Raw genomic sequence first — 20,450 nt, 5'->3', positions numbered from 1 at the left:
GGGCTCGCGCGGCCTTTATGTTTACCGCGTCGCGTTGGACAGCCTCAAATCGCCGTGAGCGGCGCGATGGCCAGTTCGTTGGCGATATCGGCGAAAGGCTTTCTCACGGAGTCGGGCAGCGTGATCGTCTGCATGTGCCGCGCACGATTTTCCGCTTCGTACTGGCCGGGGTACTGGACCGGCTGCGCCGGATCCTGCGGCGGGCAGCTGAGCAGATAGTCGAGGAACGATTCGACCTCCTGCGAGCGCCACGTCGTGTTGAAATCCACCTGCGGATCGAGCACCAGCGCGAACAGATTGTTGGTCGCCACGCCATTGCGCGGGTTGTCCGGATGGATCGTGCCGCCGCCCGAGAGCACGCCCGCGAGCAGTTCCGCCACGAGGCCGAGCGCATAGCCCTTGTGCAGACCGAACGGCAGCAGCGCGCCGGGCGGGTCGGCGAACAGCACGTTGGGGTCGGTGCTCGGCTGGCCGTTCGCGTCGATCACCGAGCCGTCGGGTGCCGGCAGGCCGTTTTCGGCGAGCACGCGCGCCTTGTTCACGGCGATGGCGCTCGTGGCGATATCCACGACGAAGGGCGGCCGCCCGCCCGGCAGCGGACCCGCGAAGCACAGCGGGTTGGTCGTGAGCCGGGGCTCGCGCCCGCCGAACGGCGCGACGGTCGGCGCGCGATTCACCACGTTGGTGAAGGCGAGCAGCACGTAGCCCTGCGCCGCGACCATTTCGCCGTAGTGGCCCATGCGCCCCAGGTGATGGCTATGGCGCAGCGTCACGATGCACTGGCCATGTTCGCGCGCGCGAGCGATCGCGTCTTCCATCACGACCTTGCCGACGTGCTGGCCGAAGCCGCTGTGGCCGTCATAGCCGATCAGGCTGCCGCGGTCGACGACACGCTCGGCGCGGCCGTCGGCGGTGACGAAACCCGCGGCCAGCACGCGCTTGTAGTTCGGCAGGATCGACAGGCCGTGGCTTGCGTAGCCCACGCGGTCGGATTCGATCAGATGGTCGGCCACGTCGGCGGCGATGTCTTCGGGCACCGAGACGTTCGTGAGCACGGCCGTGGCGAAGCGGTGTGCGTCGTCGATCTTGACTTCCATGAGCGGCTCCTTGCTAACCGTGCAGCATTCGGGTGCAGCGTTCAGATCCAGCCCAGCCAGCGCCACCACGTCGCGGCGAACAGCAGCAGCAACACGTAGCCGACGATGGTCAGCACGATGCCCGCGCGCGCGAACTGCTTCGCCGTGAACGTTTCGGTGGCGAGGCACACCATGTTTTGCGGCGCGTTGATCGGCAGGATGAAGCCGAAGCTCACGACGTAGCCAAGCAGCATGGTGAGACCGAGCCGGTTGAAGTCGCCCTGCATGGACTGCAGCACCGACACGAGAATCGGCAGCATCGCGGAGGCGAGCGCCGTTGCGCTCGCAAATCCGAGGTGGATGAGGATGAGGAAGGCCGAGAGAATCGCGAAAGCCATGAACGGGGTGGCGGTGTCGAGCCCCGTGTGATGCGCGACGAGGTCGCCGAGCCATTGGCCCGCCTTCGTCGTGAGCAGCGCCGTGCCAAGGCTGATGCCCACGCCGAACACGATCACCGTGCCCCACGGAATGCGGCTTTGCACGGTCTTCCAGTCCATCACGCCAAAGCGCGGCAACAGCAGCAGCACGAGCCCCACGTAAGTGACCGAGGTGGTGTCGAACGGGTGCAGCTTGCCTTCGGTCGCCCAGAACAGCAGCAGGCCGATGGACACCCCGAGCAGGCGTTTTTGCGGGCCCGTCATGGGGCCGAGTTCGCGCAGCGAGGCTTCGACGGCTTCCTTGCCGCCCGCGATGGCGTCGGCTTCGGGCGGCAGCATCTTCAGCACGATGAAGAGCAGCGCCGCCGACATCACGATCGCCCAGGGCGCGCCCGCAATGAGCCAGTCGAGCCACGTGACACGTGCGCCGAGCATCTTGTCCATGAAGCCCACGGTCAGCAGATTCTGTGCGGCGGCGGTCTGGATGCCGACGTTCCAGATGCTCGTCGCTTGCGCGACCACGATCATGATGCCCGCCGCGATGTTCGAGCGCTTGTCCACGCCGAACGCCGAGATCACGCCCACCATGATCGGCACGACGCAGGCGCTGCGCGCGGTAGCGCTCGGCACCACGAGCGAGAGCACGATGGTCACGGCGACCGCGCCGATCAGGATGCGCCGCGTGGTGGTGCCGATCAGCGAGAGCGTGACGAGCGCAATGCGCCGGTCGAGCCCGGTGACGGTCATCGCCGCGGAGATGAAGAGGGCGCCGGCCACGAGCGCGAGCGCGGAATTGGAGAAGCCCGCGAGCGCCATGCTGATGGCTTTGTTGGTGCCGTAATCGACAGCGGGGTTTTCGATGGTGGGCGCGGTGCCCACGAGAAACGCCATGAGCGAGGTGATGATGATGGCGCTCGCTTCGTACGATACGGCTTCGGTGAGCCACACGACCACGGCGAACGCGAGGATGGCGAGCATGCGCTGGCCGGCCGGCGGGAGGCTATCGGGCAGGGGCAGCAGCAGCACGACGACGAGCGCGATCACGCCCGCGATCAGGCCCACGGGTATGCCCTTTTTCTGCGGCGCGGCGCTCGCATTGGCGGCTGGCTGGGGTGCATTCATGGCGATGACTCCATGTTGGGCATGCACGCGGCATGGCTCGCGTGTCGCTTCTGGCAGAGCGCATACCGCGTCGAAAAGCGGCGGTGTGGCGGCTTGCGAACGAGTCAGCGCATTCGCTTCGCGGATGGTACTGCCATTCGACTGATGAAGCGTTTAGTGTGTACAGCGGGAGCGCGCGAGCGTGAAGGCGGGGAAGCGCAGCGTTGCAGCATGCTGCGGGTGATGCGGGCGAGTTGAGGGTGAAGGCGTTTTAACCGGCAAAACAGCCGGTTAAAACGGCCGCTGACGCGAATTATTGGCTGGCGCCAACCGCAGCGTTAGCTTTCTTCTGTGCGTCCTGCAGGTTCTGCGGATAGTTCGGGTCGTTCAGCGCCGGCTTGTAGCCCGCGTCTTCCAGCTTCTTCAACTCGGCATTGTTCTTCGCGCGAGCCTGCTTGCGCTCGGCCTTGCGCTGCGCTTTGGCTTGAGCCTTGGCCTGTGCTTTCTGTTCCTTCGTGAGCGGTTGCGAGGCCGCGGCGGCGGCGGGTGCGCTGGCTTCCGTTTGAGCGAACGCCGGCGCGGCAACGCCGATCAGGAATGCGGCGGTAGCCGCGGCGAGAGTCAGCTTGCTGGTGGTGGAGCGCATTGATTCCCCTAATGTTGATTTGAACGACTTGCCCAGGGCTGGGAGGATGGGCGCCAACGGCTGCGGCGCGCCCGTCCCTCAATGTAATCGATCCCCACCAAAGACGGTAGCAAGCGCTGACCCTGGCTTGCCGGCAACCGCGGCGGCTAAGCCCGGCGGCCTCATCGGGCGTTCAGGCGCCGAGCTTCGCGGCCGCTGCCGCGACTATGCGTGCGCGTGCGGCGAGCGACGCGGCTGTCTGCGCGCGCAACCTTTCCACGATCGCGCGCGGCGCGCTGGCGGGATCGCCCGCATCGAACGGCGGCGCGGGCGCGTACTCGAGTTCGAGCTGGAGCGCCTGGGCGGCTTCGTCGCCGATCAGCTCGGCGGCTAGCGTCAATGCGAAATCGATACCCGCGGTGATGCCGCCGCCGGTCAGCAGGTTCCCGTCGCGCACCACGCGCGCTTTCACGGGCAGCGTGCCGAGCGGCTCCAGCAGTTCGTGGAAGGCCCAGTGCGTGGTCGCGCGGCGGCCGCGCAGCAGCCCGGCCGCGCCGAGTACGAGCGCACCCGTGCAAACCGAGGTGACGTAGCGCGCCGTGCTCGCCTGGCGGCGCAGGAACGCGAGCGTCTCGTCGTCGGGAATCAGCTGGGAGACGCCGCTGCCGCCCGGCACGCAGATCACGTCGAGCGCCGGGCAGTCCTCGAAGGTCGTGTCGGGCGTGAGCATGAGGCCGGTGCTCGAGCGCACCGGATCGCGCGTCTTCCAGATGAGCCGCGCCCGGCTGTCCGGCATCGAGGCGAGCACGTCGTACGGACCGGTCAGGTCGAGCTGTTGAACGTTGGGAAATGCGAGAAATCCGATCTGCAGTGCCATGTAGTGTTCCCGGTCAAGGTTGGACGGTCGAAAAGGGTCGACGGTGTGCCGATGATGCGGAAATCACTCTAATCTCGCCCCGGTCCACAACCATGCCAAAAACCGCGCAAAAACTGCCAGCGGCGCGCGAGCCGCAATCGGGAAGCACTCGGTGACCGGTACCTGCGCCGCGTTCAGCCGCCGCTTAATTTGCGGCAGCTGAACGCGGCGCGTTTGCTGCTTCGAACTCAGGCCGGCAGCTTGCGGAACGTCACCGCGATGCGGTTCCAGCCGTTGATCGCGATGATCAGCAGCGTGAGGTCGGCTATCTCCTGATCACTGAAATGCGGCTTCACGCGTTCCCACACTTCGTCGGGCACGTGCGTTTGCGCGAGCAGCGTGACCGATTCGGTCCATTCGAGCGCCGCACGTTCGCGCTCGGTGAAGAACGGCGTTTCGCGCCACACCGATACCGTGGCGAGCCGGCGATCGGTTTCGCCGACTTTGCGCGCATCCGCGGTGTGCATGTCCACGCAATACAGCCGTTGATCTGCGAAGCGCGCAGGCGCACCAGTTCCGCGAGGGGCTTTTCGATCGAGCTTTTGCTCGCGCGCTCTTCGAGCGCAATCATGGCCTTCGTGTTTTCCGGATTGGCCTTGTAGAAATCCAGACGTGCTTGCATGAGCGTTCACCTGTCGAGTTGAATGTCGTGGCGCAGTCGTCGACAGCGAGGCTGACAACGATGCGTTGGACTTGCGAATTGCGTCACCACAGGGGCACTTTAGGCGTTGCGCTGGCGCGTTCACATAGCCATTCTGGCAATATTTCGGGTGACCACTTTCACCCTCGTCGAGCGCCACCTGCAGCATCATCATGGAACTCCACGTCACCGTGTCGGGCCGCCGCGACCTCGCGGGCCAGATCTATCGCCAGCTACGCGACAGCATCGTCGATGGCCGGCTGGCCGGCGGCACCCGCCTGCCGTCCACGCGCGATCTCGCCTTGCAGCTCGGCGTTTCGCGCAAGACCACGCTCGACGTCTTCGAACGCCTGCTCGCCGAAGGCTATCTCGGGCGCGAAGGTCGTGCCGGTGCCGGTGGATCGCGACGGGCTCGTCGTCGCGCGGCTGCCGAAGTCGGCGCGGCTCGTGTACGTGACGCCCTCACACCAGTTCCCGCTCGGCATGCCGCTGAGTCTCGAGCGGCGCGTCGCACTGCTCGAATGGGCGCAGGCGTGCGGCGCGCTCGTGATCGAAGACGACTACGACTGTGAATACCGCTTCGAGGGCCGCTCGATGGAGCCGCTCAAGAGCCTCGACAACGCCGGCTTCGTGGCCTACGTCGGCACGTTTTCGAAGACCATCTTCCCCGAACTGCGCGTGGGCTACATGGTGCCGCCTGCCGCGCTGGCCGCGCCGCTCGCCCGCGCACGGCAGATCGGCGACGCCCACGGCTGCGTGCTCACGCAGACGGCGCTCGCCGACTTCATGCTCAACGGCCATTTCGCGCGTTATTTGCGGCGCATGCATCAGATGTACGCGCAGCGCCGCGACGTGCTGCTCGCGCATCTGCGCGGACCGCTCGCGCCGTGGCTCGAAGCCGTCGAACCGAACACGGCGGGGTTGCACCTGGCGGCGCGGCTCGTCGCGCCGCTCGACGCCGCAGCGGTGGCGCAGGCCGCGCGCCGCGCGTCGATCGGGCTGCATCCGCTCGCGCCGTTTCATCTCGAAGCACCTGTGCAGAGCGGTTTTCTGTTCGGTTACGGTGGGGTCGACGCAGAGCGTATCGACGCCGCGCTGACGTCGCTCGCCACGCTGCTGCCCACGCTTTGACTGCATCCTGGCGTCGCGGCGACACCGGCGCGGCAGCCGAAATCGTGCAAAAACGCCATACGTATGGCGCTTTCCTGACGAACGCGCCGTACGCCGCGCCGACCGAAGCGTGTCGTCCGTCAGTGATCCGGCTGCGCCAGGTGCACGTTTACCCCTGTAAACAGGCGTCAAAATGTGATCGGGAGTCAGCGCCGCGCAACAAAATCGTAACGACAATGCAAAAGCTTCACGCAAAACGCTTGCGCGTATGTAGAATCCGCCGTTGAAGCACGTGCATTCCGCAGTGCTTCTTCGATTCACTGACCAACACTGGTAGGAGAAACATGCCGACTTCCGCAAAGAAAGTGGCCGCAAAAAAGGCAGCTGCCCCGGCCAAGAAGGTTGCCGCAAAGAAAGCGCCCGCCACCAAGACGGCCGCAGCTAAGAAGGTCGCCGTGAAGGCGTCCGGCGCACCGTCGCCGATCAAGGACACCTTCACGAAGGCCTCGCTGGCTACCCACGTCGCTGAACGTGCAGGCGTCGAGCCGAAGGCTGCCAAGGCCGTGCTCGCCGCGCTGGAAGACACGATCCTCGGTTCGGTCCACAAGAAGGGCGCTGGCGAATTCACGCTGTCGGGCCTTCTGAAGATCGTCGTCCAGGCCGTGCCGGCGAAGAAGAAGCGCTTCGGCAAGGATCCGTTCACGGGTGAAGAGCGCTGGTTCCCGGCGAAGCCCGCATCGGTCCGCATCAAGGCGCGCGCCCTGAAGAAGCTGAAGGACGCAGCAGCAGCCTGATTGCGCTTGAAGCCGCGGCCTTCGGGTAGCGGCTTCCCGTCAGTACCAAAAAATCCCCGTAGGCGTCGAGCCCGCGGGGATTTTTCATTTGGTGCGTGCAATGCGCACGGGCGCTGCCATGCTATGTCCTTATGTTATGGCAGACATCCGGTATCATGTCCCAATCATTCAGGAATAATCGTCATCTGCATCGTATGTAAACGATGCCGTGGACCCATTAATTCGAATATTCATAACACAGTGTTATGCAGACAGCCGACCTCAGTTTGCGCCAGGTGGAAGCGTTTCGCGCGTTGATGCAGTGGCGCACCGTCACGCGCGCGGCACAGGCGCTCGGCGTTTCGCAGCCCGCGGTGAGCCGTTTGCTTGCCGACTTCGAAGCAAAGATGGGGTTCGCACTTTTCGAGCGGCGCCAGGGGCGTTTGCTGCCGACCGTCGAGGCCCAGACGCTGCAAGACGAAGTCGAGCGCGCGTTCTTCGGCTTCGAGCGCGTGGCCCAGGCGGCCGCGCAGATTCGCGCGCAACGGCGCGGCATCGTGCGCGTTGCGGCTTCAGCCGATCTTTGCGCCGACTTCCTGCCGCGCGTGGCCGCCGCGTTTGCGAGCGAGCACGAAGGTGTCGATTTCGAACTGCTGACTGGCGAAGCCGCGGATATTGCCGAGCGCGTGGCGGCGCAACGCTGCGATCTCGGCTTCGTCGCGCAAGCCGTCGCGCATCCTGGCGCGCGTCTCGAGTATCTGGGCGAATGGCCGCTGCGCTGCATCGTGCCGCGCGGACACCGGCTCGCGCGCAAACGCGTGATTCATGCACAAGACTGCGCGGGCGAACGTTTCATTTCGTTTGCCGCGGCGAGCGAGGCGCGTCTGTCCATCGACCGGCACTTTGCCGAATGCGGGGTGGCGTGCGAGCCCGGCGTCGAAGCGGCGCTCGCGCAATCGGTCGTGGCGATGGTGGAAGCGGGGATGGGCATCGCGCTCGTCGACGCGCTGACCGCCCAGCATGCGAGCGTGCGGGTGAGCGTGAAGCGCTTCACGCCCACGCTGTCGGGCGCGCTCCATGTCGTGCGCGGCACGCAGCGCGCAGCGACGGCGCTGGGCGACGCGTTCGTGTGGCACGCCGCCGCCGCGCTGGCGCGGCTGCGCTGAACCTTTCGTCCGTGTAAATGGCGTGTAAACGGCGCAAGGCGCGGCTGTGCGCGAACACGCCCTGGAGGATCGCTTCTAAAACCCCGCGGGCATAAAAAAACCAGCCAGGGCTTGCGCCCGAGGCTGGTTTGTGCAGCGTGTCGTTTTTAGCTGCGTGGTCTTGCTCGCTGCGCCGGAATGGCTCGTCAGCCAGTTCCGGCGCCGGGCCGAGGCCCGGAATGAAGCGTTGCTTAGAACTTGTGGCGGATGCCCAGGCTGACGATTTCCTGCGAGCTCGACGACGAGTTGAAGCTGTACGAGCCGATTGCTGCGCCAGCCGTCGTCGTCGTGCCGTCCGCGTTGCGCTGCGTGCCGTTGGCGTGCTGGTAAGCCGCAACAGCGTACAGGTCGGTTCGCTTCGACAGGTTGTAGTCCGCGCCAAGCGAAACCTGGTTGTACGTGTTCGACGTGTCGCCAGCGCCGTGCGTCCAGGTGTAGCCGAGGCCGAGCAACAGGGCCGGGTTCAGCTGGTAGCCGACGAAGCCGCCCGCGACGTTGAAACGCTGGTTCGAAGCGAACAACGAAGCGCTGTCGCGACGCATCTGAACGTTGCTGTAACGGCCGCTGAACGTGAACGGACCAGCGACGTATTGCGCTGCAATCGAAGCGATACCGACCGAACTCGCCGTGTTGTAGCCAGCGGTGATCTGGTTGTCGCCGAACATCGAGTCCGACGTTGCGGTCGACGACCAGCCGGTGCGGGCAACTGCCGACGCCGAGTTGTCCATGCGGAAGTAGCCGCCGGCAATGTTGAACGAGCCGATGCCGTACGTAGCCGCTGCGCCCCAGCTCTGACCCGAGCCCGTTGCGCCAGCCACGCCGCCCAGCGCGTACATGCCTTCGAACTGGAAGCCCTGGATGTTCGGCGAGACGTACTTGATGGCGCTGTTCGTACGCGAGCTGTTGTCGTTGTTGTCGACGTCACCCGGCGTCGTGAACGTGCTGCCGAAGTAGTTGTCGGCGGTCAGCGGCTGGACCATGTCGACCAGCGGGTCGTACTGGCGGCCGAGCGTGACCGTACCGAACTGTTCGTGCGTCAGGCCAACATAGGCTTGACGGCCGAACATCTTGCTGCCTTGGCCGAGCTTGCCGGTGTTGATGTCAAAGCCGTTTTCCAATTGGAAAATCGCCTTCATGCCGCCGCCCAGATCTTCCGTGCCCTTCAGGCCCCAGCGGTTGCCCGACAGGTTGCCGCCAGCGAGGCCCCAGAAATTCTTGTTCCCTGCTGCGCCGCCGACCGGGCCGGTGTTGTGCGCGAACTGGATCGATTCGTCGATCACACCATAGAGGGTCACGCTGTTCTGAGCGTGCGCGGTGCCAGCTGCGGCCAAGAGGGCCAGCGAGAGGGTCGAGAGAGCGACTCGTTTCATTCTGTTTTCTCCACGCAGAAATTGTGTAGTTGTTGCGCGTTGGAGAATAACGCAGCAGGCCAGGCGACCTGAAATGAAAAAATAAAGATTGTCGCGAAAACCTGACACCGGCCAGAACCCCTTGTCAGACGGGGCCTCCGTCGATTATGCCGTTTTAAGGAATATTGGATTGTTGATCGAGCATTATTGTTGTTTTTGATAAAAGTTCCGTAAACAACCGTTATTTTTTCGCCTTACTGCGACCTTTGGTGGCGGCCTCAATTGGCCCGGCGGCGTTGGGATGCCGGCGCCTGCCGACGGCCGTCATGGCGAGCGCCGCGCTCGCGACGAACAGGACCGAACCCCACGGGTGGCGCTTCACGTAGCGGTCGGCGGCGGCGACCGTGCGGCCCGCGTGGACCAGCGTGAGTGCGGCCGCGTAGGTGGCGTTGTCCTCCATGCGCACGACCGAGCGGCGGATCTGCAGCCCCGATTTCAGCCTTCCGAACGCGCCGCCGTGCGCGCTCGCGCGCCCGATTGCGCTGAGCGGCGTTTCCGATCGTGTCGATTTGTCTGCCGAAACGGCCGCCGCCAGGGCCGCAGGCATTGCCGCAGCGGTTGCGCCGCCGTTTCCGATCGGCACGGCCGACGGCGCCGTCGCAGCGGCGGGGCGGTCCGCACGCTTCGTGTCGTGCCGCGCGACGATGGTGGAGGCGGCGAGCACCGAGGCCAGCTTGGCGCGGCTGCCGGGCGGTGTTTCCTCAAGGAAACCCCACGCGCCGCGCGGGTCGTGCATGCGCCCGCGCGCGGCCGAGAATTCCGCGCCGAGCAGGAGCACCGCCGCTGAAAAATAGAGCCACATGAGCAGCACCGCGAGCGAGCCGGCGGCGCCGAAGGCCGTCGCCATGCCCGCGTGCGCGAGATAGAGCGCGAACAGCTTCTTGCCCGCCGAGAACAGCACCGCCGCGACGATGCCGCCCACCATCGCGTCGCGCCAGCGCACCCTGGCGTCGGGCAGGAAGCGCAGCAGGGCGCCGAACGCGACGGCCAGCACCACGAGCCCCACGCCAAGCTGCATCAGGTTGCCGATGATCACATAAGGAGAATCGCCCCAGAGCCACTGACCGACGAATGTAATGGCCGTGTCGAGCACGAGCGAGACGATCAGCAGGAACGCGACGCCCAGCACGAGGCTGAACGAAATGAGCCGCACGCGCACGAGAGCCATCACGCTGGAGGGCCGCTGCCCGTCCGGCGGCCAGACGATGTTCAGCGCGGAATTGAGCGAGGAAAAGGTTGCGGACGCGCCGATCACGAGCAGGGCGAGCGAAATGATCGCCGCGACGCCGCCCTTGCCGCCCGCCCGGTGCGCGTTCTGCACGATGGTGGTGATGCCCGCGGCCGCGTCGTCGCCGAGCACGTTGTGGACCTGGCGGAAAAGTTCGCCGCGCGCGGCATCGACGCCGTAGAACCAGCCCGCCACGGCAATCACCATCACGAGCGTCGGCGCGAGCGAAAACGCCGAATAGAACGCGATGCTCGCCGCGAGCGACGGGCAGCGATTGGCGATGAACTGGCGCAACGCGCCCACCACCCACGACGCTTCCTTGCGTGCGGCGGACTGCAGTCGTTCGGTGGAAAGCGTTGACATGACGGAGTGCCCCGCGGTGGTGCTTCAGTGGTTCGTTTTCGTCACAAAGATGGCTCTTTCGCCATTCAATATTAGCAAGCGTGGTTCCCGGGCGAACTCGCGCTGCACGCGTGTAACGCTCGCGAGCATCCAGCGCGATCCGTCTCCCAAAACGTCTTATACTGAAAAAACCCACAACCAAGCCGAGGACGAATCATGCTGCAGATGTCCCGGCGTCAGTTCCTCAAGGTCACGGCAACGTCGCTGGCGGGTTCCAGCCTCGCGTTGATGGGTTTCGCGCCCGACAACGCGCTTGCCGAGGTCCGACAATACAAACTGGCGCGCACCACTGAAACCCGCAATACCTGCCCGTACTGCTCGGTTGGTTGCGGGATCCTCATGTACGGTCTCGGCGATGGCGCGAAGAATGCTACGACGAGCATCATCCATATCGAGGGTGATCCCGATCACCCCGTCAATCGCGGCACGCTGTGCCCGAAGGGCGCGAGCCTGATCGATTTCATTCATAGCGAGAGCCGCCTCAAGTACCCCGAGTACCGGGCGGCCGGCTCGAACGAGTGGAAACGCATTTCGTGGGATGAGGCGCTCGACCGGATCGCGAAACTGATGAAGGAAGATCGCGACGCGAACTTCGTCGAGAAAACCGCCGACGGCAAGACCGTGAACCGCTGGTTGACCACGGGCATGCTGGCCGCATCGGCAGGCAGCAACGAAGTCGGCTATCTCACGCACAAAGTGGCCCGCAGCATGGGCCTGCTCGCGTTCGACAACCAGGCGCGTGTCTGACACGGCCCGACGGTGGCAGGTCTTGCCCCGACGTTTGGCCGTGGAGCGATGACGAACCATTGGGTCGACATTCGCAATGCGGACGTGATTCTGGTGATGGGCGGCAATGCGGCCGAGGCGCACCCGTGCGGCTTCAAGTGGGTCACGGAGGCGAAGGCGCACCGAGGCGCGCGGCTCATCGTGGTGGATCCGCGCTTCACGCGCACGGCATCGGTCGCGGACTTCTACGCGCCGATCCGAACCGGCACGGACGTCGCCTTCCTCGGCGCGGTGATCAACTACCTGCTCACCAACGACAAGATCCAGCACGAGTACGTGAAGAACTTCACGGACTTCCCGTTCATCGTGCGCGAAGACTTCGCGTTCAACGACGGCATTTTCTCGGGCTACGATGCGCAGAAGCATGCGTACCCGGACAAGTCGTCGTGGAACTACGAGCTCGGCGACGACGGCTTCGTGAAGACCGACGACACGCTGCAGAATCCGCGCTGCGTGTACCAGATGCTCAAGCAGCATTACTCGCGCTACACGCCCGAGATGGTCGAGAAAGTGTGCGGCACGCCGAAGGACAAATTCCTCAAGGTGTGCGAAATGCTGGCGAGCACGGCCGTGCCGGGCCGCGCGGCCACGATCATGTATGCGCTCGGCTGGACCCATCACTCGATCGGCTCGCAGAATATCCGCACCGGCGCGATGGTGCAGCTCCTGCTGGGCAACATCGGCATTGCGGGCGGCGGCATGAACGCGCTGCGCGGTCACTCGAACATCCAGGGGCTGACCGACCTCGGGCTCATGTCGAACCTGCTCACGGGCTACATGACGCTGCCGTTCGAAGCGGAGCAGGACTACGACGACTACATCAAGAAGCGCGCGTCGCAGCCCATGCGGCCGAACCAGCTCAGCTACTGGCAGCATTACGGCGCGTTCTTCGTGAGCTTCATGAAGTCGTGGTGGGGCAATGCGGCCACGAAGGACAACAACTGGGGCTACGACTGGCTGCCCAAGCTCGACAAGCCGTACGACCTGCTGCAGACCATCGAGCTGATGAATCAGGGCAAGGTCAACGGCTATATCTGCCAGGGCTTCAACGTCATGGCGTCCTCCCCGAACAAGGCCAAGACCGTCTCGGCGCTCAGCAAGCTCAAGTGGCTCGTGATCATGGACCCGCTCGCCATCGAGACGGCCGAGTTCTGGAAGAAGTACGGCGACTATAACGATGTCGATACGGCGTCGATTCAAACCGAAGTGTTCCGTTTGCCCACTACGTGCTTTGCGGAAGAAAACGGCTCGCTCGTGAGTTCGAGCCGCGTGCTGCAGTGGCACTGGAAGGGCGCGGAGCCGCCGGGCGAGGCGAAGAGCGACCTCGAGATCATGTCGGGCCTGTTCCTGCGCATCCGCGCCGCGTATCAGAAGGACGGCGGCAAGCTGCCCGATCCGATCGTCAAGCTCGACTGGCCGTATTCGGATCCCGCGAGCCCCACGCCGGAAGAACTGGCGAGGGAGTACAACGGGAAGGCTCTCGCCGACCTGACCGACGCGAAAGATCCCACCAAGGTGCTCGTGAAGAAGGGCGAGCAGCTCGCGGCCTTCGCGCAGCTGAAGGACGACGGCACCACCGCGAGCGGCTGCTGGATCTTCTGCGGCGCGTGGACCCAGGCGGGCAACCAGATGGGCCGGCGCGACAACGACGACCCCACGGGTATCGGGCAGACGCTCAACTGGGCCTGGGCGTGGCCGGCGAACCGGCGCGTGCTGTACAACCGTGCCTCGTGCGACGTGGCGGGCAAGCCCTTCGATCCCACCCGCAAGCTGATCGCCTGGAACGGCAGCGCATGGGCGGGCGCGGACATACCCGACTACAAGGTCGACGAAGCGCCCGATCAGGGCATGGGGCCGTTCATCATGAACCCCGAGGGCGTGGCGCGTTTCTTCGCCCGCGACGGCATGAACGAAGGTCCATTCCCTGAGCATTACGAACCGTTCGAGAATCCGCTCGGCTATAACCCGTTCCACCCGAACAACCCGCTCGCCACGAGCAATCCGGCGGCGCGCGTGTTCCCCGACGACCGCAAGACGTTTGGCACCGCGCAGCAGTTCCCGCATGTGGCGACCACGTACCGGCTTACCGAGCACTTCCACTTCTGGACGAAACACGCCCGGCTGAACGCGATCATTCAGCCGCAGCAGTTCGTCGAGATCGGCGAGGCGCTCGCGAAGGAGGTGGGCGTGGTGGCGGGCGAGCGCGTGAAGGTGTCCAGCAATCGCGGCTACCTGGTCGCTGTGGCGGTGGTCACCAAGCGCATCAAGCCGCTGACCATCGAGGGCAAGACCGTGCATCAGGTTGGCGTACCGCTGCACTGGGGCTTCAAGGGACTCACGCACCCGGGCTATCTGACGAATACGCTCACGCCGCCCGTGGGCGACGGCAATTCGCAGACGCCCGAGTTCAAGTCGTTCCTCGTGAAGGTCGAAAAGGCATAGGGGAGGCGACGACATGGCATGGCAATCACTTGACGTCAAACGCCTCTCCGCGACCACCTCGGAGCCGCCCGGCGTGCGCGAGCCGGTGACGGGCACGGTCGCGAAGCTCATCGACGTTTCCAAATGCATCGGCTGCAAGGCGTGTCAGACCGCGTGCATGGAGTGGAACGATCTGCGTGACGAAATCGGTGTCAATACGGGCGTCTACGACAATCCGCACGATCTAACCGAGCACTCGTGGACCGTGATGCGCTTCACCGAGTACGAGAACTCGCAGGGCAACCTCGAATGGCTGATCCGCAAGGACGGCTGCATGCATTGCGAGGACCCCGGCTGTTTGAAGGCGTGTCCCGCGCCGGGCGCGATCGTGCAGTATACGAACGGCATCGTCGACTTCCACCAGGAAAACTGCATCGGCTGCGGCAATTGCATTACCGGCTGTCCGTTCAATATTCCTCGCATGTCGAGCGAACGCCGCGTCTATAAATGCACGCTCTGTTCGGACCGCGTGGCCGTGGGGCAGGAGCCTGCATGCGTGAAGACCTGCCCGACCGGTGCGATCGTCTTCGGCACCAAGGAAGACATGAAGCAGCACGCGGCCGAGCGCATCGTGGATCTCAAGGAGCGCGGCTTCGAGAACGCCGGGCTTTATGACCCGCCGGGCGTGAGCGGTACGCACGTGATGTACGTGCTGCATCATGCGGACCGGCCGTCGCTCTATGCCGGACTGCCCCAGGATCCGCACATCAGCCCGATGGTGCGGATCTGGAAGGGCGTGGCCAAGCCGATCGGGCTCGCCATCATGGCGCTCACCGCACTGGCCGGTTTCTTCCATTACACGCGGGTAGGCCCGAACGAAGTGACGGCTGAAGACGAAGCCGCTGCGCGCGAAGAGGCGCGGCGCATGCGTGGCGAACCCCCCGAGGAGCGCGGCGATGAAAGACGATGAACCGCAACTGATCGAGCGCTACACGCCCAACGAGCGCAGCAACCACTGGATCACCGCAATCTGTTTCATCCTGCTCGCGCTCTCGGGCCTCGCGATGTTTCACCCGGCCATGGCGTTTCTGTACGCGGTGCTCGGCGGCGGCCAGTGGACGCGCATTCTGCACCCGTTCATCGGCGTGGTGATGTTCGTCTCGTTCCTGATTCTTGCGCTGCGCTTCTGGCATCACAACTATCTGGACAAAGACGACATCCAGTGGATGAAACAGATGGACGACGTGCTGAACAACCGCGAAGACAGGCTGCCCGAGATCGGCCGCTACAATGCGGGCCAGAAGCTGTTATTCTTTGTGATGGTGGTTTGCCTCGTGCTGTTGCTCTTGAGCGGCATCGTGATCTGGCGGCGATATTTTTCGGTCTACTTTCCGATCGAAATTATCCGGCTCTCAGCGTTGGTGCATGCGGTAGCGGCATTCGTGCTGATCTGCGGAATCATCATTCATATTTATGCAGCGATATGGGTGAAGGGCTCGATCGGCGCGATGACGCGCGGTTATGTCACCTGGGGCTGGGCGAGAAAGCATCATCCGCGCTGGTTCCGCGAGAGCATCAAGTAACGCACAGGCTGCGCGCCGCCTGCCGCGCCGTTTGGCCAGGGCAGTGGCGGCGCGAGCGGCAAACCGCCGGCGCCCGCGAGGGCACGGCGGTTTTTTCTTTGTGAAGCCGTTCTGGAGCCGACCCGTCGTGACGCAACGCATTCTCGACCCGCAGCAAATCGAATCGCTCGATCCTTCGGCCATTCCGCGCATCCGTCTGCCCGAACGCGTCGCCTTTTTCAGCACGCGCGCCGTGCGCCTGCGCCATCTCGCGGACCACAACCCCATTGGCGGCTACGTGCGGCTCATGGCGGCGCTCGTCGACGCGCAGCAGGAGGCCCTCGAACATTGCAGCGCGTCCATGCCCTCGCGCGAAGCCATTGCGAACGCGCAGCATCACTCCATGCCGATTCTGCCGGCGCTTTCGGGCGAGCGCGACCCGCAGTGGCGCGCCGTGCTCTTGCGTCTCGCCGATCGGGTCGAAGCCGCAGGGGCGGTCGCGCCTGCGCTCGCGAACGTGCTGGGCGAGCTGCGCGCCATGACCGATACGCAACTCGACGCCCAGGCCGATGCGGTTCTCGCCCAGCGCTATACCGAAGTCGCACCCGCCACCGCGCCGTTCATCATGGCCGCGCTGCAGGTGGTGTGGACCGACCTCGCGAGCCGCATCGACGTGCGCGACGTGCCCTATGTCGACGCACCGGGCGCGTGCCCCGTGTGCGGATCGCCGCCCGTTGCCAGCATCGTGCGCATCGGCGGCGTGTATCAGGGCTACCGGTTTGCGCAATGCGGCCTGTGCGGGACCGAGGCTCACGTGGTGCGCGTGAAGTGCACGCACTGCGATTCGACCAAGGGCATTGCGTATCACGGCATCGAAGGCGGCAATGCTGCACTCAAGGCCGAATCGTGCGACGAATGCCACACCTACCGCAAGATCGGCTATCAGGAGAAGGATCTCGACTTCGAGCCGCTGGCCGACGACCTGGCGAGCCTCACGCTCGATCTGCTGATGAGCGATGCGGGCTACCGTCGCGCGAGCCCGAATCCGTTGCTATGGCCCGAAGTGCCTGGCGACCAGTAAGGAGCCGCGCACGCCATGAGTGAAGCCGTGGGACAAACAGCGGAGCACGATGCGCACGCCCTGCATGCGCTGCTCGCGCAAATGCCAGCGGTCGAGCGTGTGATTGCCTCGGAGCAAGCGCAGCCGCTGATCGCGCAGTACGGACGCACCCAGGTGCTCGACGCAATACGCGCCACGCAGGACGGCTGGCGTCGCGATGTGCGCACTGGCGTGCTGGCGCATGAAAACAAGGATGCCGAACCATTTTCACTGGAGCGCGTGATCGAAGCGACCGCGCAACGGTTGACCGAACGCGCGCAAAGCCGCCTGCGTTCCGTCTTCAATCTCACGGGCACGGTGCTGCACACGAATCTCGGCCGCGCGCTGCTGCCCGACGAGGCCGTCAAAGCCGTGGTGCAGGCACTCACGCAACCCGCAAACCTCGAATTCGATCTCGCGAGCGGCAAGCGCGGCGACCGCGACGACCTGATCGACTCGCTGATCTGCGAACTGACGGGCGCGGAAGCCGCGACCGTCGTGAACAACAACGCGGCGGCCGTGTTGCTGCTCTTGAGCGCACTCGCCAATCGCAAGGAGGTCGTCGTTTCGCGCGGCGAACTCGTCGAGATCGGCGGCGCGTTTCGCATTCCCGACATCATGAGCCGGGCGGGCGCACGCTTGCGCGAGATCGGCACGACGAATCGCACGCATCTCAAGGATTACGAAGCGGCGATCAACGCGCACACCGCGCTCCTGATGAAAGTCCACTGCAGCAACTACGCGATCAGTGGCTTTACAAAGAGTGTCGAACTCGATGAACTCGCGCCGCTGGCGCGTCAGCACGGCCTGCCCGTAGCGGTCGATCTGGGCAGCGGGACGCTCGTCGATCTCGCGCAGTGGGGCTTGCCGGCCGAGCCCACGGTGCGCGCGACCGTGGAAGCGGGCGCGGACCTCGTGACCTTCAGCGGCGACAAGCTGCTGGGCGGCCCGCAGGCGGGGCTGATCGTCGGCCGCAAGGAACTGATTGCGAAGATCAAGAAGCACCCGCTCAAGCGCGCGTTGCGGGTCGGCAAGCTCACGCTCGCTGCGCTAGAACCGGTGTTGCGGCTTTATCAGGCGCCCGAATTCCTGCGCGAGCGGCTCACGACGCTGCGTCTGCTCACACGGCCCGCCTCGCAAATGCAGGAGGCCGCGCAGCGCGCGCTGCCCGCGTTTCAGCGCGCCATCGGCGAGGGGTATACCGCGAGCGTCGAGCCGATGTTCAGCCAGATCGGCAGCGGCGCGCTGCCCGTAGACGTGCTGCCGAGCAGCGGGCTCGTCGTGCGCCATGCCGGGAAGGGCGGCAGTGGCCGCGCGCTGCTCAGGCTCGAACGCGCCTTGCGCGAGCTGCCGCGGCCCGTGATTGGCCGCATTGCCGACGACGCGCTGCGTCTGGACCTGCGCTGCCTCGAACCCGCGGACGAAGCGGCGTTCGCGGCGCAACTCGCGGAGCTGCGTCTGTGATCGTCGGGACGGCGGGGCACATCGACCATGGCAAGACCACGCTGGTCCGCGCGTTGACCGGCGTGGACACCGACCGCCTGAAAGAAGAGAAGGCGCGCGGCATTTCGATCGAACTGGGTTATGCGTACCTGCCGCTCGCCAACGGCGACGTGCTGGGCTTCATCGACGTGCCCGGCCACGAAAAGCTCGTCCATACGATGGCAGCGGGTGCGTGCGGCATCGACTTCGCGTTGCTCGTGATTGCGGCCGACGACGGCGTGATGCCTCAAACGCGCGAGCACCTTGCCATTCTGCAACTGCTGGGCGTGCAGCAAGGCGCCATCGCGCTGACCAAATGCGATCGCGTGGGTGCGGCGCGGCTCGACGCCGTGCGTGCCGAAATCGCCGTGTGGCTCGCTGACACGATGCTGGCGGACGCCCCTGTATTCGAGACCAATGCCACGCAGCCGCATGACGAAGGTGTGGCGCGCCTCGACGTCTGGTTGCGCGAGCGCGCGAGTACATGGCGGGCGCGACGAGACGATGGACTCTTTCGCCTCGCGGTGGATCGCGTATTTACGCTGACGGGCCAGGGGACGGTGGTGACGGGCACCGTATTCGCCGGGCGCGTCCAGGCGGGCGACGCGCTCGTGCTCGCGCCCGCCGGCACGCCTGTGCGCGTGCGCGGACTGCATGCGCAGAATCGCGCGGTACAGGCAGGCGAGGCGGGCCACGCCGGCCAGCGTTGCGCGCTCAATCTCGCGGGCATCGACAAGGAACAGATTGCGCGCGGCGACTGGATCGTCGATGCGCGCCTGGCTGAGCCGGCCGTGCGTCTCGACGTCGAACTGCAGTTGCTCGACGACGCGGGCATTACGTTGCAGCACTGGTCGCCGCTGCATGTGCATCTCGGCACGACGCATCGCGTCGCGAACGTCGCGTTGCTCGAAGGCGAAACGCTCGCGCCGGGCGCGGCTGCCCGCGTGCAGCTCGTGTTCGAAGCGCCGTTGCACGCGTTGCCGGGAGACCGCTTCATCGTCCGCAACGCGCAGGCAAATCACACCGTAGGTGGCGGGCGTGTGCTCGATCCGTCCGGGCCGTCGCGGCGGCGCCGGACGCCGGAACGGCGTGCATGGCTCGACGCATTGCGCGCGTGGCTCGACGAAGCGAGCCTGGCGCTGCTGATCGAAGAAGCGCCGCGCGGCATTGCGCGCGCGACGCTGGTGCAGTTGACCGGTTACGACGAAGCTGCGCTCGCTTTGCCCGCCGATGCGATTTCCATCGCACCGCAAGGACGCGACGACGAAGGCGCAGTGATCGCACACGCGCACTGGACGAGGCTCACCGGGCGCATTGTCGAAGCGCTCGCCGAGTTTCATGCGCGGTCGCCCGATGAGCAGGGGCCGGACGCGGCACGGTTGCGCCGCATGGCGGCGCCGCTCGTGAGCGATGCGGTGTGGCGCGCCGCGATTGAAGCGCTCGAGCGCGAGGGGCGTGTGGCGCGCAGCGGGCCGTGGCTGCATCTGCCCTCGCACGCGGTGACGCTCGACGCCGATGATGAAGCGCTCGCCGCGCGCCTCATGCCGCTGCTCGCGCGAGGGCGTTTCGATCCGCCGTGGGTGCGGGATCTGGCACGCGAGACGCGGCAGCCGGAAGAGAAGGTGCGTGCGCTGCTGCGCAAGCTCGCGCGCCTGGGTATGGTGTATCAGGTCGTGCGCGATCTCTTTTACGATCGCGACGTGGTGCAGACGCTCGCGCGTGCCGTCGCACAGATTGCCGCGGAGCAGGGCGGCGCAGTCAACGCCGCGGCGTTTCGCGACGCCACGGCATTGGGCCGCAAACGCGCGATCCAGATTCTGGAGTACTTCGACCGCGTTGGATATACTCGCTTTCAGCGCGATACGCATCTGCTACGGCACGATAGCCGGATGCGCGAATGGTTGTAGGCACATCGATATGTGTGTGCGGTTGCGGTTGGTTGGATTTGGTGAAGGAAGGCATTCGTATCCGGTGGTACGGCCGGGCTTCAAACCCGGTTGGGGGCGTCAGCCGCTCCCGGGTCAGTTCGACTCTGGCTGCCTTCCGCCAGTTTTTTTATGGGGACCCCGATCCCCATCATCAGTTGCGGAGGTAGCCATAAAGCTTCCGCCTGGAAGTCGACAATGTCGGGACGACGCGGACGTACGCTCCTGTTTTAATAGGAGGGCTTGTCTCAAC

Annotated in this window: 14 protein-coding genes, 1 tRNA gene and 2 pseudogenes; 10 read left to right on the top strand and 7 right to left on the bottom strand. The window is 65.2% G+C overall.

Annotation, left to right across the window (positions count from 1 at the left end; all coding sequences use genetic code 11):
- Positions 1-44: 44 nt before the first annotated feature.
- From AB4Y42_RS21285 to AB4Y42_RS21265, 5 genes and pseudogenes are all read right to left on the bottom strand, one after another.
- Positions 45-1,097, bottom strand: a complete 1,053-nt coding sequence (locus tag AB4Y42_RS21285; protein WP_368689754.1) for an Ldh family oxidoreductase — start codon at positions 1,095-1,097, stop codon at positions 45-47.
- 41 nt (positions 1,098-1,138) lie between these two features.
- Positions 1,139-2,635, bottom strand: coding sequence for a DASS family sodium-coupled anion symporter (locus tag AB4Y42_RS21280; RefSeq protein WP_368695247.1), 1,497 nt, complete (start codon positions 2,633-2,635; stop codon positions 1,139-1,141).
- A gap of 292 nt (positions 2,636-2,927) precedes the next feature.
- Positions 2,928-3,260 carry a DUF4148 domain-containing protein gene (locus tag AB4Y42_RS21275; RefSeq protein WP_368695323.1) on the bottom strand — a complete coding sequence of 111 codons (333 nt, stop codon included), beginning with the start codon at positions 3,258-3,260 and terminating at the stop codon, positions 2,928-2,930.
- Positions 3,261-3,432: 172 nt separating this feature from the next.
- On the bottom strand, positions 3,433-4,116 hold the full coding sequence (locus AB4Y42_RS21270; protein ID WP_368689756.1) for a DJ-1/PfpI family protein: 684 nt from the start codon (positions 4,114-4,116) through the stop codon (positions 3,433-3,435).
- A 227-nt stretch (positions 4,117-4,343) separates the two neighbouring features.
- A pseudogene (locus AB4Y42_RS21265) lies at positions 4,344-4,777 on the bottom strand (carboxymuconolactone decarboxylase family protein).
- Between the two features lie 191 nt (positions 4,778-4,968).
- Between AB4Y42_RS21265 and AB4Y42_RS21260 the strand changes: the two are divergent.
- The 3 genes and pseudogenes from AB4Y42_RS21260 (at position 4,969) to AB4Y42_RS21250 (ending at position 7,844) form a co-directional block, all read left to right on the top strand.
- A pseudogene (locus tag AB4Y42_RS21260) lies at positions 4,969-5,926 on the top strand (PLP-dependent aminotransferase family protein).
- 323 nt (positions 5,927-6,249) lie between these two features.
- Positions 6,250-6,699: an HU family DNA-binding protein gene (locus AB4Y42_RS21255; RefSeq protein ID WP_368689758.1), complete on the top strand. Its 450-nt coding sequence runs from the start codon at positions 6,250-6,252 to the stop codon at positions 6,697-6,699.
- A 245-nt stretch (positions 6,700-6,944) separates the two neighbouring features.
- On the top strand, positions 6,945-7,844 hold the full coding sequence (locus AB4Y42_RS21250; RefSeq protein WP_368689759.1) for a LysR substrate-binding domain-containing protein: 900 nt from the start codon (positions 6,945-6,947) through the stop codon (positions 7,842-7,844).
- Positions 7,845-8,074: 230 nt separating this feature from the next.
- On the opposite strand, the gene AB4Y42_RS21245 is transcribed toward AB4Y42_RS21250, so the two are convergent.
- The gene (locus AB4Y42_RS21245; protein ID WP_368689760.1) at positions 8,075-9,253 is read right to left on the bottom strand and encodes a porin; all 1,179 of its coding nucleotides are present in this window, start codon (positions 9,251-9,253) and stop codon (positions 8,075-8,077) included.
- A gap of 220 nt (positions 9,254-9,473) precedes the next feature.
- A complete protein-coding gene (locus tag AB4Y42_RS21240; protein ID WP_368695246.1) occupies positions 9,474-10,883 on the bottom strand; it encodes a YihY/virulence factor BrkB family protein in 1,410 nt (469 codons plus the stop codon).
- Between the two features lie 195 nt (positions 10,884-11,078).
- On the opposite strand from AB4Y42_RS21240, the gene fdnG reads away from it, so the two are divergent.
- The 7 genes from fdnG to AB4Y42_RS21205 all read left to right on the top strand — a co-directional run bounded on the left by fdnG (position 11,079) and on the right by AB4Y42_RS21205 (position 20,321).
- Positions 11,079-14,150, top strand: a complete 3,072-nt coding sequence (gene fdnG / locus AB4Y42_RS21235; RefSeq protein ID WP_368695245.1) for a formate dehydrogenase-N subunit alpha — start codon at positions 11,079-11,081, stop codon at positions 14,148-14,150.
- 13 nt (positions 14,151-14,163) lie between these two features.
- Positions 14,164-15,099 (top strand): formate dehydrogenase subunit beta, encoded by a 936-nt coding sequence (gene fdxH / locus AB4Y42_RS21230; RefSeq protein ID WP_368689763.1) that lies wholly within the window; start codon positions 14,164-14,166, stop codon positions 15,097-15,099.
- A complete protein-coding gene (locus tag AB4Y42_RS21225) occupies positions 15,086-15,712 on the top strand; it encodes a formate dehydrogenase subunit gamma (protein WP_368689764.1) in 627 nt (208 codons plus the stop codon). Before fdxH ends, AB4Y42_RS21225 begins: the two co-directional genes overlap by 14 nt.
- 127 nt (positions 15,713-15,839) lie before the next feature.
- Positions 15,840-16,772, top strand: a complete 933-nt coding sequence (gene fdhE, locus AB4Y42_RS21220) for a formate dehydrogenase accessory protein FdhE (protein WP_368695244.1) — start codon at positions 15,840-15,842, stop codon at positions 16,770-16,772.
- 15 nt (positions 16,773-16,787) lie between these two features.
- The gene (gene selA, locus AB4Y42_RS21215; protein WP_368695243.1) at positions 16,788-18,254 is read left to right on the top strand and encodes an L-seryl-tRNA(Sec) selenium transferase; all 1,467 of its coding nucleotides are present in this window, start codon (positions 16,788-16,790) and stop codon (positions 18,252-18,254) included.
- Entirely contained in the window at positions 18,251-20,179 is a 1,929-nt protein-coding gene (gene selB / locus AB4Y42_RS21210) for a selenocysteine-specific translation elongation factor (RefSeq protein WP_368695242.1), read from the top strand. Before selA ends, selB begins: the two co-directional genes overlap by 4 nt.
- Before the next feature lie 46 nt (positions 20,180-20,225).
- Positions 20,226-20,321 (top strand) — tRNA-Sec (locus tag AB4Y42_RS21205).
- The last annotated feature ends 129 nt before the right edge of the window (positions 20,322-20,450 follow it).

It is taken from the genome of Paraburkholderia sp. EG286B (genome assembly GCF_040965655.1).
Lineage (GTDB): Bacteria > Pseudomonadota > Gammaproteobacteria > Burkholderiales > Burkholderiaceae > Paraburkholderia.
The sequence above is the reverse complement of the archived record's forward strand: the minus strand, read 5'-3'. Positions and strand labels throughout refer to the sequence as shown.

What these genes read in the sequence shown, in the direction of transcription:
- selA (WP_368695243.1), top strand. Translation starts at nt 16,788, where the DNA reads ATGAGTGAAGCCGTGGGACAAACAGCGGAGCACGATGCGCACGCCCTG.
- fdxH (WP_368689763.1), top strand. Translation starts at nt 14,164, where the DNA reads ATGGCATGGCAATCACTTGACGTCAAACGCCTCTCCGCGACCACCTCG.
- AB4Y42_RS21245 (WP_368689760.1), bottom strand. Translation starts at nt 9,253, where the DNA reads ATGAAACGAGTCGCTCTCTCGACCCTCTCGCTGGCCCTCTTGGCCGCA.
- AB4Y42_RS21285 (WP_368689754.1), bottom strand. Translation starts at nt 1,097, where the DNA reads ATGGAAGTCAAGATCGACGACGCACACCGCTTCGCCACGGCCGTGCTC.
- AB4Y42_RS21275 (WP_368695323.1), bottom strand. Translation starts at nt 3,260, where the DNA reads ATGCGCTCCACCACCAGCAAGCTGACTCTCGCCGCGGCTACCGCCGCA.
- AB4Y42_RS21225 (WP_368689764.1), top strand. Translation starts at nt 15,086, where the DNA reads ATGAAAGACGATGAACCGCAACTGATCGAGCGCTACACGCCCAACGAG.
- AB4Y42_RS21255 (WP_368689758.1), top strand. Translation starts at nt 6,250, where the DNA reads ATGCCGACTTCCGCAAAGAAAGTGGCCGCAAAAAAGGCAGCTGCCCCG.
- AB4Y42_RS21240 (WP_368695246.1), bottom strand. Translation starts at nt 10,883, where the DNA reads ATGTCAACGCTTTCCACCGAACGACTGCAGTCCGCCGCACGCAAGGAA.
- AB4Y42_RS21280 (WP_368695247.1), bottom strand. Translation starts at nt 2,635, where the DNA reads ATGAATGCACCCCAGCCAGCCGCCAATGCGAGCGCCGCGCCGCAGAAA.
- AB4Y42_RS21250 (WP_368689759.1), top strand. Translation starts at nt 6,945, where the DNA reads ATGCAGACAGCCGACCTCAGTTTGCGCCAGGTGGAAGCGTTTCGCGCG.
- AB4Y42_RS21270 (WP_368689756.1), bottom strand. Translation starts at nt 4,116, where the DNA reads ATGGCACTGCAGATCGGATTTCTCGCATTTCCCAACGTTCAACAGCTC.